Source organism: Pseudomonas sp. GW822-FHT02G04, assembly GCF_058802085.1.
In genome coordinates this window covers 50879-64627 of the sequence record NZ_JBXANU010000031.1, presented here as the reverse complement: position 1 = coordinate 64627, position 13749 = coordinate 50879, and the positions used below count along the sequence as shown (strand labels likewise).

At 60.0% G+C, this 13749-nt stretch carries 15 protein-coding genes and 1 pseudogene; 10 read left to right on the top strand and 6 right to left on the bottom strand.

Annotated elements, in window-relative coordinates:
* Positions 1–5: 5 nt before the first annotated feature.
* Positions 6–323: a helix-turn-helix domain-containing protein gene (locus AC1RO5_RS27110; protein WP_493178670.1), complete on the top strand. Its 318-nt coding sequence runs from the start codon at positions 6–8 to the stop codon at positions 321–323.
* A 250-nt stretch (positions 324–573) separates the two neighbouring features.
* Here AC1RO5_RS27110 and AC1RO5_RS27105 read toward each other — a convergent pair whose 3' ends face one another.
* Entirely contained in the window at positions 574–1632 is a 1059-nt protein-coding gene (locus AC1RO5_RS27105) for an MBL fold metallo-hydrolase (protein ID WP_493178668.1), read from the bottom strand.
* A 214-nt stretch (positions 1633–1846) separates the two neighbouring features.
* On the opposite strand from AC1RO5_RS27105, the gene AC1RO5_RS27100 reads away from it, so the two are divergent.
* Positions 1847–2455 carry a TetR/AcrR family transcriptional regulator gene (locus tag AC1RO5_RS27100; protein ID WP_493178666.1) on the top strand — a complete coding sequence of 203 codons (609 nt, stop codon included), beginning with the start codon at positions 1847–1849 and terminating at the stop codon, positions 2453–2455.
* A 142-nt stretch (positions 2456–2597) separates the two neighbouring features.
* Entirely contained in the window at positions 2598–3143 is a 546-nt protein-coding gene (locus tag AC1RO5_RS27095; RefSeq protein WP_493178664.1) for a DUF1003 domain-containing protein, read from the top strand.
* Here the strand turns inward: AC1RO5_RS27095 and AC1RO5_RS27090 are convergent.
* Positions 3118–4077, bottom strand: a complete 960-nt coding sequence (locus AC1RO5_RS27090; protein WP_493178662.1) for a LysR family transcriptional regulator — start codon at positions 4075–4077, stop codon at positions 3118–3120. The genes AC1RO5_RS27095 and AC1RO5_RS27090 overlap by 26 nt on opposite strands.
* 15 nt (positions 4078–4092) lie before the next feature.
* Between AC1RO5_RS27090 and AC1RO5_RS27085 the strand changes: the two genes are divergently transcribed.
* Positions 4093–4800, top strand: coding sequence for a CTP synthase C-terminal region-related (seleno)protein (locus AC1RO5_RS27085; RefSeq protein WP_493178660.1), 708 nt, complete (start codon positions 4093–4095; stop codon positions 4798–4800).
* Positions 4797–5120: an antibiotic biosynthesis monooxygenase family protein gene (locus AC1RO5_RS27080; protein ID WP_493178658.1), complete on the top strand. Its 324-nt coding sequence runs from the start codon at positions 4797–4799 to the stop codon at positions 5118–5120. The genes AC1RO5_RS27085 and AC1RO5_RS27080 overlap by 4 nt, the downstream gene beginning before the upstream one ends.
* Here the strand turns inward: AC1RO5_RS27080 and AC1RO5_RS27075 are convergent.
* Positions 5114–5446 (bottom strand): DUF2025 family protein, encoded by a 333-nt coding sequence (locus AC1RO5_RS27075; RefSeq protein WP_493178657.1) that lies wholly within the window; start codon positions 5444–5446, stop codon positions 5114–5116. The two genes, AC1RO5_RS27080 and AC1RO5_RS27075, sit on opposite strands and share 7 nt — an antisense overlap.
* 236 nt (positions 5447–5682) lie before the next feature.
* On the opposite strand from AC1RO5_RS27075, the gene AC1RO5_RS27070 reads away from it, so the two are divergent.
* Complete coding sequence (locus AC1RO5_RS27070; protein ID WP_493178656.1) at positions 5683–6810, top strand: glycerophosphodiester phosphodiesterase; 1128 nt, start codon at positions 5683–5685, stop codon at positions 6808–6810.
* Positions 6811–7494: a helix-turn-helix transcriptional regulator gene (locus AC1RO5_RS27065; RefSeq protein WP_493178654.1), complete on the top strand. Its 684-nt coding sequence runs from the start codon at positions 6811–6813 to the stop codon at positions 7492–7494.
* Position 7495: 1 nt separating this feature from the next.
* Here AC1RO5_RS27065 and AC1RO5_RS27060 read toward each other — a convergent pair.
* Positions 7496–8373 (bottom strand): annotated as a pseudogene (locus AC1RO5_RS27060) (sterol desaturase family protein).
* Between the two features lie 168 nt (positions 8374–8541).
* Between AC1RO5_RS27060 and AC1RO5_RS27055 the strand changes: the two are divergent.
* Both AC1RO5_RS27055 and AC1RO5_RS27050 read left to right on the top strand, forming a co-directional pair.
* Complete coding sequence (locus tag AC1RO5_RS27055; RefSeq protein ID WP_493178653.1) at positions 8542–8859, top strand: PepSY domain-containing protein; 318 nt, start codon at positions 8542–8544, stop codon at positions 8857–8859.
* A 158-nt stretch (positions 8860–9017) separates the two neighbouring features.
* A complete protein-coding gene (locus AC1RO5_RS27050) occupies positions 9018–10178 on the top strand; it encodes a GAF domain-containing sensor histidine kinase (protein ID WP_493178651.1) in 1161 nt (386 codons plus the stop codon).
* Here AC1RO5_RS27050 and AC1RO5_RS27045 read toward each other — a convergent pair.
* Positions 10175–10609 carry a hypothetical protein gene (locus AC1RO5_RS27045; protein ID WP_493178649.1) on the bottom strand — a complete coding sequence of 145 codons (435 nt, stop codon included), beginning with the start codon at positions 10607–10609 and terminating at the stop codon, positions 10175–10177. The two genes, AC1RO5_RS27050 and AC1RO5_RS27045, sit on opposite strands and share 4 nt — an antisense overlap.
* A 112-nt stretch (positions 10610–10721) precedes the next feature.
* Complete coding sequence (locus AC1RO5_RS27040) at positions 10722–12347, bottom strand: methyl-accepting chemotaxis protein (protein WP_493178648.1); 1626 nt, start codon at positions 12345–12347, stop codon at positions 10722–10724.
* A 275-nt stretch (positions 12348–12622) separates the two neighbouring features.
* Between AC1RO5_RS27040 and AC1RO5_RS27035 the strand changes: the two genes are divergently transcribed.
* Positions 12623–13645 carry a transporter gene (locus AC1RO5_RS27035; RefSeq protein ID WP_019581436.1) on the top strand — a complete coding sequence of 341 codons (1023 nt, stop codon included), beginning with the start codon at positions 12623–12625 and terminating at the stop codon, positions 13643–13645.
* The last annotated feature ends 104 nt before the right edge of the window (positions 13646–13749 follow it).

Here is a 13749-nt window from a genome sequence, read left to right as displayed (position 1 = left end):
AAACCATGGCCTCTCTTGCAATGAAAATCACCCTGGAACGTATCGCCCTCTTCCAGTTCACCCCCGCCCACTGTGCCCAGGCCCGAGCGATGCTGGGTTGGAGTGTGGAAGAGTTGTCCGAGGAATCCGGGGTTTCCGTTGATGCCATCCAGCGTTTCGAAGCAGAGCGTGAGGTGCTGGATGTCACCCGGCTGGCGTTGGCGTATCGGTTTGAATCGCAAGGCCTGGTGTTCTTCCCGGGGTTTGCACCGGGCCTAGGGATGAATGTGAAAGGGTCCACACCGAATCCGGTGGGGCGGGCAGATTATGCGATGGTTGAGTGAGGTTTCAGCAGATGCGGGCCAAAGCCGAACACGTTATGAAAATAGGCATGCTCCTCGAAACCGGTCGGCTGAGTAAGGCTGAGGCTGCCCATAGGCTTGGATTGTCTGAGGAGGAACTGAACGAAATACTCCGTGGAGAATTTTGCGATCTGACCGTGGCAAAAATCTCGGAATATACAAAGTCGTTACTGGACGAACACAGCTGAAAAGTCCGGGGCGCTTGCACGGCAAGCGCCCCGGCAGCACGACATCAAGCGTTCTGCACTGTTGCCTGATCGCTTACACCTTCCACCCCCAACCACCACGCGCCACCACGCTGCGGATACATCACGTTGAACGCCTCGCCCATTTGCGGCGTGGTGATCGATACGTTCCGTTCCCAGGCCAACGCCAGAATACGGTCGAAAGGTTCGTACCAGGCGTGCATCGACAGGTCGAAGGTGCCGTTGTGGATCGGCAGCAACCAGCGCCCTTTAAGGTCGATGTGCGCTTGCAGGGTTTGCTCGGGCTGCATGTGCACGTGAGGCCACTCGACGTTGTAGGCGCCGGTTTCCATGAGCGTCAGGTCGAACGGGCCGTACTGCTCGCCGATGCGTTTGAAGCCGTCGAAGTAGCCACTGTCGCCACTGAAGAAGATCCGCGTGTCGCCGTCGATCATCACCCACGACGCCCACAGGGTGCTGTTGCCGTCGAACAGGCCGCGACCGGAAAAGTGCTGCGAGGGTGTGGCGACGAATTGAAGGCCATCGACCTCGGTGCCCTGCCACCAATCCAGTTGCCGCACTTTGCTGGCGTCGATGCCCCACTTGATCAGGGTGTCGCCCACGCCCAGGGGCGTGAGGAAGTAGCGGGTCTTGTCCGCCAGTTTGAGCACGGCCTGATGATCAAGGTGGTCGTAGTGATCGTGGGACAGGATCACCGCTTCAATCGGCGGCAGATCTTCGAGGCTGATCGGCGGCTGGTGGAAACGTTTGGGGCCGGCCCATTGCACGGGCGAGGCGCGTTCGGCGAAGACCGGGTCGGTGATCCAGAATTTGTCCCGCAGCTTGAGCAAAACCGTGGAATGGCCCAGGCGATAGACGCTGTGGTTGGGCGCGGCGATCAACGCCGCCTGGGTCAGGGTTTGCACCGGAACGGGGGCCGACGGCCGGGTGTCGTGCGGTTTGTTGAAGATGAAGTTCCACAGGATGCGCAAGGTTTTGCGAAAGCCTTCGCGCTGCACCGGCACATGGTTTCGGTACTGCCCTTGAGCCTGTCGGGACGCTTCAGGCGTTGAGGTGTTGTTCGCTGGGGAAGTTGAAGTGGCCATGACTGAATGACTCCAGAAAAACCGCACAATTGACGATTTTCCGCTTGGGACGATAAATGGCCAAGGCACGCACGCATCAGCCGAGATTCTATTTCTCACCCTGCAGGATTAACACAACATTACACTGCACAGTGTAGTTTCTAGGTTGCATCAAAGCCGATCACAAGTAAACTACCGAGTGTAATTCTCCACTTCTTCCTGCCGAAGCGTACTTATGACAGCTCCACAGCGGCTCACCGACCGAAAACGCGAAGCCATTATCCAGGCAGCGATTGCCGAATTCCGTACCAACGGTTTCGACATCACCAGCATGGACAAGATCGCCGCCACCGCCGGCGTGTCGAAGCGCACGGTGTACAACCACTTCCCGAGCAAGGAAGAGTTGTTCGCCGAAATCCTCAATCAATTATGGACCAGGGTGACAGCCGAGCAGGAAACGGCCTACCGCCATGACCTGCCCCTGCGCGATCAGCTGCGCCTGATGTTGCAGGCGAAACTGCAGATGCTGGCCGATGACAATTTTCTCGATCTGGCGCGGGTGGCAATCGCCGCCGCCATCCACTCTCCCGAGCGTGCACAGAACATGGTCGCCCGAATGGGTGAGCGCGAAGAAAGCCTGACCGTGTGGATTCGCGCCGCCCAGGCCGATGGCCGATTGAAACAGGTCGCGCCTGAGTTTGCCGCGCAACAGGTCCAAGGATTACTCAAGGCCTTTGCATTCTGGCCGCAGATTTCCATGGGCCAATCGGGCCTGTCGCCTGAAATGCAGCGCACAGTGGTGGAGTCGGCGCTGGACATGTTCCTGGCGTGTTATGAGTGCTGAATCAAGCTGCAAAAAATGACAATGTCCGCCGCTTTATCGCTGATCGGTCGCTCTGAATAAGAACCCCGTAATGTGTTTCTGAATGAGACTGACGCTGGAGCTATAGTGAGCCTCAGTCCCAGCACACCATTCAGAGAGCATCATGAGCACTCCGACCAGCGAAATCGAAACCGAAGCCACCGCCCCCGTCGATCATCTGCGCTTCCATCGCCCTCACGCTCATCTGGCACCTACTTTTGGTACCGACCGTTTTGCCCTGCGCGCCGAGGCTTTTGCGCGGTTCTTCGGCACGCCGACCTTCCTTGGCGCCCAGACCCTGATTGTGCTGGTCTGGATTTGCCTGAACCTGTCCGGCGTAACCCAATTCGATGTGTACCCGTTCATCCTGCTCAACCTGGCGTTCAGCTTGCAAGCGGCCTACGCCGCGCCGCTGATTCTGCTGGCCCAGACGCGTCAGGCGGCGCGGGACAAAGCCCAGTCAGATGCCGATGCGCGCCATCGCGAAGACTTGGCCGTCGCCAACAGCGAACGTCAGGCCCAGGCCGCACGGAACACTGCGCAACTGAAGGAGTTGCTGGAGCAAAACACCCGGCTCACCGAAATCACCAAGACCCTGACCGAACGCATCGAAAGCCTGACGTCGGAAATGCACCAACACTTCATCAGCAAGGAGCCACCGAAGGTTTGATCCGGAGCGCCCGCCCCAACTCGTCGAACAATGTGACCACTGAGCGCAACGCACGACAGTCCGGGCGGGTCAGCAGCCACAGCGCGGTGTCGTAACCGTGTAAGGGCTCGGTCAACGGTTGCAGTCCGTCACCGATGAGAAAGTCCGGCAACGCCGCGACGCCCAGCCCGGCCCGCACCAACTCGGTCACCGACAACATGCTGTTGCAGCGATAACCGGGTGTAACGCCGGGCAACTGCTGACGCCGCCACGCAACGGTGGGGTGATCGGGCAGGAAGTCGTCCGGGGCAATCCAGGTTAATGAGGCCAGGTCGTGGGAATCGACCGATTGCAGATAGGCCGCGCTAGCACAGACCCGGTAGGAAATGTCCGCCAGACGCCGGCCAACCAGATGTTCGGGAGGTGTGCGGGTCAGCCGCAAGGCGATGTCGGCGTCGCGGCGGCTGAGGTTGGCGAAGTCGTTGGAGGTACAGAGTTCAATGGTCAGCGCCGGGTAAGACGGCATGAACCGCGCCAGTGCCGGCAACAGCAGACTTTGCAGGACCGAATCGGTGCAGGTCAGGCGCACCGTGCCGCTGATGATTTCACCGCCCTGCTCCACACCAATGCGCGCCGCCTCCAGCGCTTGTTCGGCGCGTTCAGCCTGCTCGGCCAGGGTCTGCGCCAGCGTTGTCGGCAGGTAACCGGCGCGGCTTTTTTCGAACAGTTGCTGGCCTAGCGCGGCCTCCAGGCGGCGGACCGCGCGAAACACTGTCGAAACGTCGACCTTCAACAACGCCGAAGCCCGGGCCAGAGAGCCGCCGCGCACCAGTGCGAGGATCAGGGACAGGTCGGGGTAGTCCAGCCGATAGTGCATCGATGCATTGATCACTTGGGATAACGCCAATATTGATTGCGTGAACGCCAATCTATAGTCGGTGCCAGAAATCAACAAGCGTCGAGATCACTCATGGAAACCCACGCCCTTCGCATCGCCCTGATCGGCGATTACGACCCACAGGTCACCGCCCATCAAGCCATCCCCGTCGCCCTCGGCATGGCCGCCGAACACACAGGCAACAACCTACAGTTTCAATGGCTGGCCACCGACCACATCACCGCCGATACGCCGCTGGATGACTTCGATGGTTTCTGGTGCGTGCCCGCCAGCCCTTATCGCGATATGGATGGCGCGTTACGGGCGATCCGCTTTGCCCGGGAACTACAACGGCCGTTCCTCGGCACGTGCGGCGGTTTTCAGCACGCGGTACTGGAATTCGCCCGCAACGTATTGGGCTGGGAAGATGCCGAACACGGCGAGACATCGCCCAACGCGACGCGGGCGTTACTCACGCCGCTGACCTGTGTGCTGGTGGAAGCCGTCGACAGCATTCATTTGGTTGAAGGCTCGTTAATCGCCAAGGCATACGAAAATGCTGAGATTCGTGAAGGCTACCGTTGCCGTTACGGTGTAAATCCCGAGTTTGAACGACAGCTACTGACGCGACAGTTGCACGCAGTTGGCCACGATTCGGCGGGGGGTCTGCGGGCAGTTGAGCTAAAGGGCCATCCGTTCTTTGTCGCAACGCTGTTCCAGCCGGAACGCGCCGCGCTCAAAGGCCTTCTGCCGCCGTTGGTCAAGGCATTGATCGAGGCCTGTGCGAGGCAAAAATCATGATCGCCCAGACGCCTGCAGCACCATACTACGCAGTGATTTTCACCTCGCTGCGTACCGAAGGCGATCACGGTTATGAACAGGCTGCCGAACGCATGGTGGAACTGGCCCGTGAGCAACCCGGCTTCCTGGGTGTGGAATCAGTCCGGGGCGCGGATGGGCTCGGGGTTACGGTGTCCTACTGGGCCAGCGAAGCAGCGATCCTGGCCTGGAAGCATCATCCCGAGCACAGCGCGATTCGTGAGCTCGGGCGATCGACCTGGTATTCGGCGTGTCATACGCGGGTGTGCAAGGTTGAGCGGGCCTATGCGTTCAATCAGTAAATACCGCGCACCAGACTCCTCACCGCCATAATCTGCGGCACGTCCTGTCGATTCATATACACCCGCAACGGCTCGGTGATGTTGATCCGGTCGTCGATGTTCTGGTCCAGCAGCAACTGGATCAGTTCGCGCTTGAGCGTCATGGTCTGCTCGGGGCCGGGCGCCCAGACGAACTCACTGGTAGGGATGATGCCGTCGTCGGCCACGTCCATGCCGAAGGCGTCTTCGCTGAAGCGCACGATGTAGCGGCCGGTCTTGCGATTGAGGCCGACGAAGCCTTTGAGTTGGTCGGCGGCCTGGCAAATGAGCTGGGAAGTGATGCGCATGGTAAACCTCACAAAAGGTCGTAAAGGACCGGTGATCAATGGTTTACACGCAGGGCAAGCGAACGGGGTTTCCCTCTGCCGGGGAAACGCCTCGGCCAAGATTACTGCAAAGAACCGCACAAAAGCGCTGAAAAAAACTCCTTTAAACACGTTTATGTCGGTATGGCGATAGCGCAAGCAGCGCTCAGTTGTTAAAAGATACGTCTTTGAAAACCTACCGCAAAAGGACTTCGACCATGCCTGTCACCTTCACCAAGAGCGCCCTGCTGCTGAGCCTGATGCTCGGCCTCGGCCAAGCACAGGCCGCCAGCGAGCCAAGCCCCAGCGCACTGGCGACTCGCCTGGGCATTCCACATCCGGCGGTGATCGCCCACCGTGGCGCATCTTTCGATGCACCGGAATCCACCGCCGCGGCCTACAAACTGGCTCGCGACCTGGGTGCCGACTACCTGGAAATGGACCTGCAACGCAGCAAGGATGGCGTGCTGTTCGCCCTGCACGACAACAACCTGCAACGCACCACCGACGTCGCCACCAAGTTCCCTGAACGCAAGGACAGCCCGGCCAACGAGTTCACCATCGCCGAACTGAAAACCCTGGATGCCGGCAGCTGGTTCAACAAGGCGTACCCGGATCGCGCGCGTCCGGGCTACGCAGGCCTAAGGATCCTGACCCTGGACGAAATCATCGACATCGCCCAAGGCAATCCGCTGCATAAGCCTGGCCTGTACATCGAAACCAAAGAGCCGAAGCAGTTTCCCGGCATCGAGCGCGACCTCAAGGATAAATTGCAGGACCGTGGCTGGCTGAGCCCGACGGGTTCCAAACTGGCCAAAAGTAATCTGGCGGTCGGCCAGGGCAAAGGCAAAGTCGTGCTGCAAACCTTCGAGAAGAGCAGCCTCGAACTGCTCGAGAAGGAAATGCCGCAAGTGCCGAAAATCCTGCTGTTGTGGGTCGGTGAAGGCAGCATCGAGCCGAAATCCAAAGTGACGTTCGCCGAATCCGGTGACAAGGACAAAGCGACTTACTACGCCAAACAGGAACCGAAGGACAAAGCCGAATTCCAGCAATGGGTCGAGTACGCCAAGGCCCAGGGTGCTATCGGCACCGGGCCTTCTGCCGCGCTGACCAAGGGCGGTGATCAGAGCTATTCGGACCTGGTGAAACCGTGGATGAACCAGTACACCCACGATCAGGGCCTGCTGGTGCACGTCTACACCATCGACGATGCCGTGGATTATCAGAAAGTGACGGATGCCGGTGTCGACGGTATCTTCACCAACCGCGCCAGCGAACTGCTGAAGTTCTATAAGCGCCCGGCGGCGGCAAGTGTTGCGCAGTTGTTGCAGAACAACGGGTACTGAGTGACACAAAACACCGAGTGGACTGGCCGCCTGTGGTTAGGGCGTGACTATGGCCTGATCCACGCAGAGCTGGGGCGCACCGCGCCCCATGCCCATTACGCCCATCAAGTGATCCTGGCCCCTGATCGACCGGTCACCGTCAGTCTCGACGGCGTGAACCAGACGGCCCATCGCCTGTTCATCCCCTCTCAAATCCGCCACTGCATTGTCGATTCACCGGATGCGGTGTTCACGGTCTATGCCGAGCCATTGATGTTCGACGCTCAGGCGCTGCACAACGTCGTGTTCGAAGCCGCACTGTCCCTGGAAAGCCTCGACCACGCCGTTCGCCATTGCCCGCGCCGATCCCTTGGCGATCCTCGGATCGAGCGCGCCTTGTCTGCCCTCGACAGATGGCTGACAACCAAGGTGCCAGGTAGCGCATTGGCCGCAGAGGCGCACCTGTCCTTGAGTCAATTGCAACGGCTGTTCGCCAGCCAGCTAGGCCTGCCCGTGCGCAAGTTGGTGCTGTGGCGGCGGCTGCGACTGGCGATGGTGCTGATTCTGGCCGGCAGCCCCGTGACCGAAGCGGCGCACGAGGCCGGGTTTGCCGATTCTGCGCACTTCTCCCGGAGTCTGAAAAAGCTCTTCGGCGTGACTGCTCGCCAAGCGTTGCACCACATCGATCTGCGTCTACTGGCTTGATTCAACGCCGCAACGGCTCAGGCACCGCGGGTTCTTTGCTCAACGACTCCGGCCCGAACGGGTCCAGCAGTTGCGCCATGTAGTCCCGAGGGAAGTCTGGACGGCTGCCGATGCCCAGGTCGCCCTGACGGATTTCATAATCCTTTGTGTAAAACCCGGTTCCCAGCAGCCAGTCCCACTGATTGAAGAACAAGGCGAAATTCACGTCGCCGGCCCGTCCATACTTCATGTGATGAAAGCGATGCACCGGCGCCCAGGCGAACACCCAGCGCAAGAGCCCCAGCTGCATATCGACATTGGAATGTTGCAGCAGTAACTGGATGGCGATGGCGAATGCCAGCAGCGCCGCTACGTCTGACGGGATGCCCAGCATCAGCAACGGCAACAGCCCCGTCGAGGCTTCCAGCAACTGATGCAGCGGATGTTTCATCAAGCCATTGAAGCTGTACAGCCGTTGAACGCTGTGATGCACCGCATGCAGCCGCCACAACCATTGCACCCGGTGGCTGGCGTAGTGCATCAGGCTAATGCCGACGTCGGCAATGAACATCGCCAGCGCCAGTTGCAGCCACAGCGGCCAACCCTTGGCCATGCTCCGTCGAACGACAACAGCGCCACCAGGCCCGGTAATGCCAGCAGACCCACGGCATTCAACGCCTCGTTGACCAGCGCATGCAGAATGTCTCGCCGGCGATCACCGGCCGAAAGGTTCCAGCAGGCTTCATAGGGCAATGCCCATTCGGCGGCGAACGCCACCGCCAACGCCGCGAGAAACAGCGGCAACAGCCACAGCGTCGACTCCCCCGCCAGCCACAATCCTGCCCCGATGAATCCGCCCCAGAACAGCGGCGCGTACAACCCGGCAACGATGAGTTTCATGTTCACCTCCATTGATCGAGGGTTCAGCATGAAAGCTGGCGCCGGCAGGCAATTGAACAAACGACGCAATCGAAGGTGGCGTTTTAAGGGTGAGTTAAGTTGCGGCGATTAATCTGAACTCACTTAAACAGCTCACCCGCTTAAACAAATACCCCAAGGAATGAACCGATGAAAACCTTAACTGCCCTGTTCACCGCTGCCGCCCTGACCCTCACCGCTGGCCTGGCCCAGGCGGATGTTCGCCCGGACTTGATCCCGGGTCTGCTCAAGGATGGCACCATTCTGGACATGCAAAAACTCAATCGGGCCGCCCTCGCTGAACACCCAGGCAGCACCGCCGCCAACATCACCGATACCGAACTCGAGCACACAGCCACGGGTGCCTACGTCTACCAGGTGGAAATCCGCGATGAAAAAGGTGTCGAGTGGGATGTGGATGTCGATGCCAAAACCGGCAAGGTCCTGAGCAACAAACAAGACAAGTGATTCCACTGCAAAAAGCCGCACGATCTTCGGGTCGTGCGGCTTTTTTGCGTTCGGCGTAAGGCAAATCGCTGAAGTGATGAACGAAGTCGCGCCCTTTTACGCAAGCCCGCTAGAATCCCTCAACACCACTCAGCATGTTGAAGCAGAGAACCAGGGATATGGGGCAAACAGCGGCAGCAGACATCGCCACGATCAGCCGGATCAGCGCGGTGCCGGTGGTTCTTCAGGTGATAGGTGAGTTGACCGGTTTGCGGTTCGCGGCGGTGGCCCGCGTCATCGACAACACCTGGATCGCCTGCGCGGTGCTCGATCGACTGGATTTCGGCGTGCAAGTGGGCGATGAACTGCAGCTGGTCTCCACGCTGAGCGACGAAATTCGCCGGGGCCAGCAGTCAGTGGTCATCGACAAGGTCAGTGAAGACCCGCTCTGCCGCGATCATCCCTTCGAAAGTTACATTGCCGTGCCGGTATTTCGCACCGACGGGCGCTTCTTCGGCACCCTCTGCGCCCTCGATCCTGATCCTGCGCCGCTCAAGTCCAGCACGATCCAGAGCACCATGGAATCGTTCGCCCGGATGCTGGCGCTGCAAATCGAAGCCGACGAAAACCTGCAACGGACCGAAGCGGCGCCGATCAAGGAACGTAAAACCACCGAACTGCGCGAACAGTTCATCGCCGTGCTCGGTCATGATCTGCGTAACCCCTTGTTCGCCATCAGCGCCGGTGCCGAAATGCTCCTGCGCAAACTCAAAGACCCGGCGAATGAGCAACGGGCGCGGCATATCCTCACCAGCGCCCGGCGTGCGACCAAACTGGTCGACGATGTGCTGGACTTTGCGCGGGGGTCACTGGGTCGCGGCATCCCGGTGAGTATCGAACCATGCCCGGACTTGGGGGATGTGCTGCGGCATGTGATTGCCGAGATCCAGAGCATTCACCCCAAGCGCATCATTCAGTCGTCGATTGGCGACCTGAGCGACATTCACTGCGATCGCGAACGGGTCGCGCAGTTGCTGTCCAACCTGCTAGCCAACGCCGTTGTCCACGGAGCCCCCGATGGCCCGGTCGAGGTCAGTGCGCAGGTCAAGAAAGGGCACTTCTTATTGAGCGTGAAAAACCACGGGCTGATTGCCGAGGATGCGCTGCCGCATCTGTTCCAGCCCTACTCGCGACCGACCGGCGGAACACCGCAGGCCGGCCTCGGGCTGGGGTTGTACATTGCCAATCAGATTGCGCAGGCCCATGGCGGCAAACTGGAGGTGGAATCGACCGAGCCGCAGGGCACGACGTTTACCTTCAGCCTGCCCCCCAAGACTTAAGCGGTGGTACTGACCACCGAACCCGACGTACTGCCACCCTCATCCTGCAACGCCTGCAACAACGCCGCCGTCACCGTCTGCATCGAAGCCGAGGTGGCCGCAATCTGCGACTGAGCTGCCGCGACCTCCGCTGCCTTGGCTTCGGTGCTTTCCTGCTTGGCTTGGGCCGCTTGCAGTTGCTGCTGTTGTTCCTGCAATTGCTTTTGCAGTTCGGCGAGCTGCTTGCGCAGTTCCTTCACCGTATCGGATTCGCTGTTGCTGGAGCTGCTTTCGCTCGACGCGGCTGCACCGCCGGCGGCAACCTTGGTGGTGTCGCTGGATGCTTCGGTAGTGGCCGCGACGGTAGTGTCTTCGGTGCTGTCGCTGATCGAGACCTGGCTTGATGAGATCGACAGGGTCTGGTTGATCGAAACGGAGCTGATGCTAACCATGGGAGTTATCCAATATGCAGTTTGGGTAACTTCCGTCATCGTCAGGCGCGACACGTACTTGAGAGCGACTGTGTACCGACTCGGTAACCGAATCGGTACACAGTCCATTTCACTAGGCGCTCAACCGGGCCGTCACTTCATTCAACTGCCCCGACAACCCGTGCAGGTTGTGGCTGGCCGCTTCGGTGCGCTGCACGTTGTCCAGGTTGGTGCTGGCGATGCTGGTGATTTCGGTGAGGTTGCGCGAGATGTCTTCGGCCACCGAGGTCTGCTCCTCGGCGGCGGTGGCGATCTGGCGGTTCATGTCGCGAATGGCTTCCACGGCAAGGGTGATCCGCTCGAGCATGGCGCCGGCCTGGGTGACTTGCTCGACGCTTTGCTCGCTGCGCGACTGGCCGCTTTCGATGGCCTGGGCCGCATCCACCGCACCGGTTTGCACGGTTTGAATGATCTGGTTGATCTCGATGATCGACGCCGCCGTGCGCTGGGCCAGGCTGCGCACTTCATCGGCGACCACCGCAAAACCGCGCCCCGCTTCACCGGCACGGGCCGCTTCGATCGCTGCGTTGAGCGCCAGCAGGTTGGTTTGTTCGGCGATGCCGCGAATCACTTCCAACACTTTTCCGATGCGCCCGCTGTCTTCTTCCAGACGACGGATGACCGTGGCGGTGTTGGCGATTTCGCCACGCATTTGGGTGATGGTGTGAATAGTGCCCTGCATGACCTTCTCGCCCTGCTGGGCGGACTGATCGGCATCGTCGGCCGCACGTGCCGCTTCGGCTGCGTGGCGCGCGACTTCTTGCGCGGTGGCGGACATCTCGTTCATCGCCGTGGCCACCTGATCGGTGCGGTTGAACTGCTCGTTGGTGCCACTGGCCATGAGGCCGGCAATCGAGTTCAGCTCACCGCTGGCGCTGTCCAGATCGGACGCACTGCGCTGCAAACGGTTGAAGGTTTCGGCGAGGAAATCGCGCAAGGTGTTGGCGGCCCTGGCTAGATTGCCCAACTCATCCTGACGGGTGCTGGCTACACGTTCAGCGAACCGGCCCTGGCTGAGTTGCGCCACGTAGTCGATCAGTTTGCGGATCGGCTCCACCAGGTTGCGGTTGACCAGCCACAGACTTAACAGGCCAATCAGCACACCCGACAGCAGCATCACCACGATCCCCAGCAACACGGTGCGGTCGGCGCTGGCGCTGATCAACTTCGATTGCTCGCTGCCCTGTTTGCGCAGCTCGCTGACCAGCTCATTCATCTGCTCGCTGGCAGCACGGTCCATGCCCTTGACCGCGCTGTCACCGGCCGTTGGGTCGGCACCCGCCGCCACGTAGGCATCACGCCCCTTCTGATAGGCCGCCCCCAGGAGACGATGCTCTTCACGCAGACGTTCGATGCGGGTCTTGAGTTGCGGCTCGATACCCTTCTGCCCGGCCAGCTCGCCCAGAATGCCCTGCACGTTGCGCTGGCCGTCCTCGAATTGCTTCCAGTATTTATCCAGGTCCGCGGGTTGCTTGCCGCGCAGCAGGACGTTTTTCCACTCCTGAACCTGCACCTTGAATTGCAGGTTGGCTTCATCGATCAATTGCGAGGTGCGCAACGGGCCTTCGATCAGATTCGCGTAGCTCTGAACACCGTTGGACAGAAAGTGAAAGCTGGCCAAAGCGATCAGCAACATCGCCAACAGGCTGCCGCTCAACAGGGCGAGAATTTGTGCTCGAAGGGACTTTTGCAAAGACATCGGGAAGTACTCGAAACAGGAATGAGGCACGCTGATGAAGGCGTGAAAAGTATCCGGACATCCCTGTCTGCCATATTGGCCCTTGGCCGAAGGCGCGCAAACGTAACTCAAGCGTGATCGGCGTTCCAGAGCAGTTCTTGAGGAGAATCCGACCATCGGTATCGCAATCGTTTGCGTACACCTCGCCGTCACAAAACCGTCATGAGCGCTTGCAATGATGGGGCTCAAGTGAACCTGTGAAACCCGCGACAGGCGCCTCCTCGCAGCGAGACTTCATGAACCACAGCATTGACCAACGCCATCGCGATTCCGACCTGTTCGGCCTGCTTTACGGTTTCAGTTTTCGCCCCGGCGAGCGCGGTCGAGAGATCGATTCGGCCAAGGCACTGCACTGCCTGCAACAACCGGACGACAGTGATGAGTTTCTCTGGCTGCACCTGAACCTGGCCCATGCGGCGTGCGAGCGCTGGATGAAAAGCCACCTGGAATTGCCCGACGAGTTTTTCGAAGCCTTGCATGAAGGGTCCCGTTCAACGCGCATCGAGCATGTCGATTCGGCGTTGCTGGCGGTGGTCAACGACGTGGTGTTCAACCTCAGCAGCATGGTTTCCTCGGATGTCTCAACGCTGTGGGTCTGTGCCCGCAGTCGACTGATCATCAGCGCGCGCCTGCAACCGCTGCACTCGGTGGACAAGCTGCGCTCTTCGGTGAAGGCCGGTGAATGCTTTCGCTCACCGCTGGAATTGCTGGTGCATTTGCTGCGCGATCAGGGCGAAGTGCTGACGCAGATCGTGCGCAAGACCAGCCTCAGTGTCGATCAGATCGAAGATGAATTGCTGTCGTCACGCCTGTCCACCAACCGCGCCGAACTGGGCGCCAACCGCCGGGTGCTGGTGCGTCTGCAACGGTTGCTGGCGCTGGAGCCGGGCTCGTTGCTGCGCCTGCTCAATCGCCCGCCGCAATGGTTGCAGAAGGAGGACGTCAAGGAGCTGCGCAAATCCACCGAGGAGTTTGCGCTGATCATCAACGACCTCACCGCCCTCGGTGAGCGGATCAAGCTATTGCAGGAAGAAATCGCCGCCAACCTCAACGAACAAAGCAACCGCACGCTGTTCACCCTGACCGTGGTCACGGTGCTGGCGCTGCCGATCAACATCATTGCCGGTTTCTTCGGCATGAACGTCGGCGGGGTGCCGCTTGCCGGTGACCCGGAGGGGTTCTGGATTCTGGTGGCGCTGGTTGCGACGTTTACCCTGATTGCCGGACGCTGGGCGTTTCGCAAGCGGCGCGATTATTGAATCCTTCGACCCCACCGATACCTTGTGGCGAGGGAGCTTGCTCCCGCTGGGTTGCGAAGCGACCCCAAATCCTGCAACCCGATTTCTTCAGATAAAACGAGGTT

What these genes read in the sequence shown, in the direction of transcription:
- AC1RO5_RS27080 (WP_493178658.1), top strand. Translation starts at nt 4,797, where the DNA reads ATGATCGCCCAGACGCCTGCAGCACCATACTACGCAGTGATTTTCACC.
- AC1RO5_RS27105 (WP_493178668.1), bottom strand. Translation starts at nt 1,632, where the DNA reads ATGGCCACTTCAACTTCCCCAGCGAACAACACCTCAACGCCTGAAGCG.
- AC1RO5_RS27100 (WP_493178666.1), top strand. Translation starts at nt 1,847, where the DNA reads ATGACAGCTCCACAGCGGCTCACCGACCGAAAACGCGAAGCCATTATC.
- AC1RO5_RS27075 (WP_493178657.1), bottom strand. Translation starts at nt 5,446, where the DNA reads ATGCGCATCACTTCCCAGCTCATTTGCCAGGCCGCCGACCAACTCAAA.
- AC1RO5_RS27070 (WP_493178656.1), top strand. Translation starts at nt 5,683, where the DNA reads ATGCCTGTCACCTTCACCAAGAGCGCCCTGCTGCTGAGCCTGATGCTC.
- AC1RO5_RS27040 (WP_493178648.1), bottom strand. Translation starts at nt 12,347, where the DNA reads ATGTCTTTGCAAAAGTCCCTTCGAGCACAAATTCTCGCCCTGTTGAGC.
- AC1RO5_RS27110 (WP_493178670.1), top strand. Translation starts at nt 6, where the DNA reads ATGGCCTCTCTTGCAATGAAAATCACCCTGGAACGTATCGCCCTCTTC.
- AC1RO5_RS27085 (WP_493178660.1), top strand. Translation starts at nt 4,093, where the DNA reads ATGGAAACCCACGCCCTTCGCATCGCCCTGATCGGCGATTACGACCCA.
- AC1RO5_RS27095 (WP_493178664.1), top strand. Translation starts at nt 2,598, where the DNA reads ATGAGCACTCCGACCAGCGAAATCGAAACCGAAGCCACCGCCCCCGTC.
- AC1RO5_RS27050 (WP_493178651.1), top strand. Translation starts at nt 9,018, where the DNA reads ATGGGGCAAACAGCGGCAGCAGACATCGCCACGATCAGCCGGATCAGC.
- AC1RO5_RS27055 (WP_493178653.1), top strand. Translation starts at nt 8,542, where the DNA reads ATGAAAACCTTAACTGCCCTGTTCACCGCTGCCGCCCTGACCCTCACC.
- AC1RO5_RS27035 (WP_019581436.1), top strand. Translation starts at nt 12,623, where the DNA reads ATGAACCACAGCATTGACCAACGCCATCGCGATTCCGACCTGTTCGGC.
- AC1RO5_RS27045 (WP_493178649.1), bottom strand. Translation starts at nt 10,609, where the DNA reads ATGGTTAGCATCAGCTCCGTTTCGATCAACCAGACCCTGTCGATCTCA.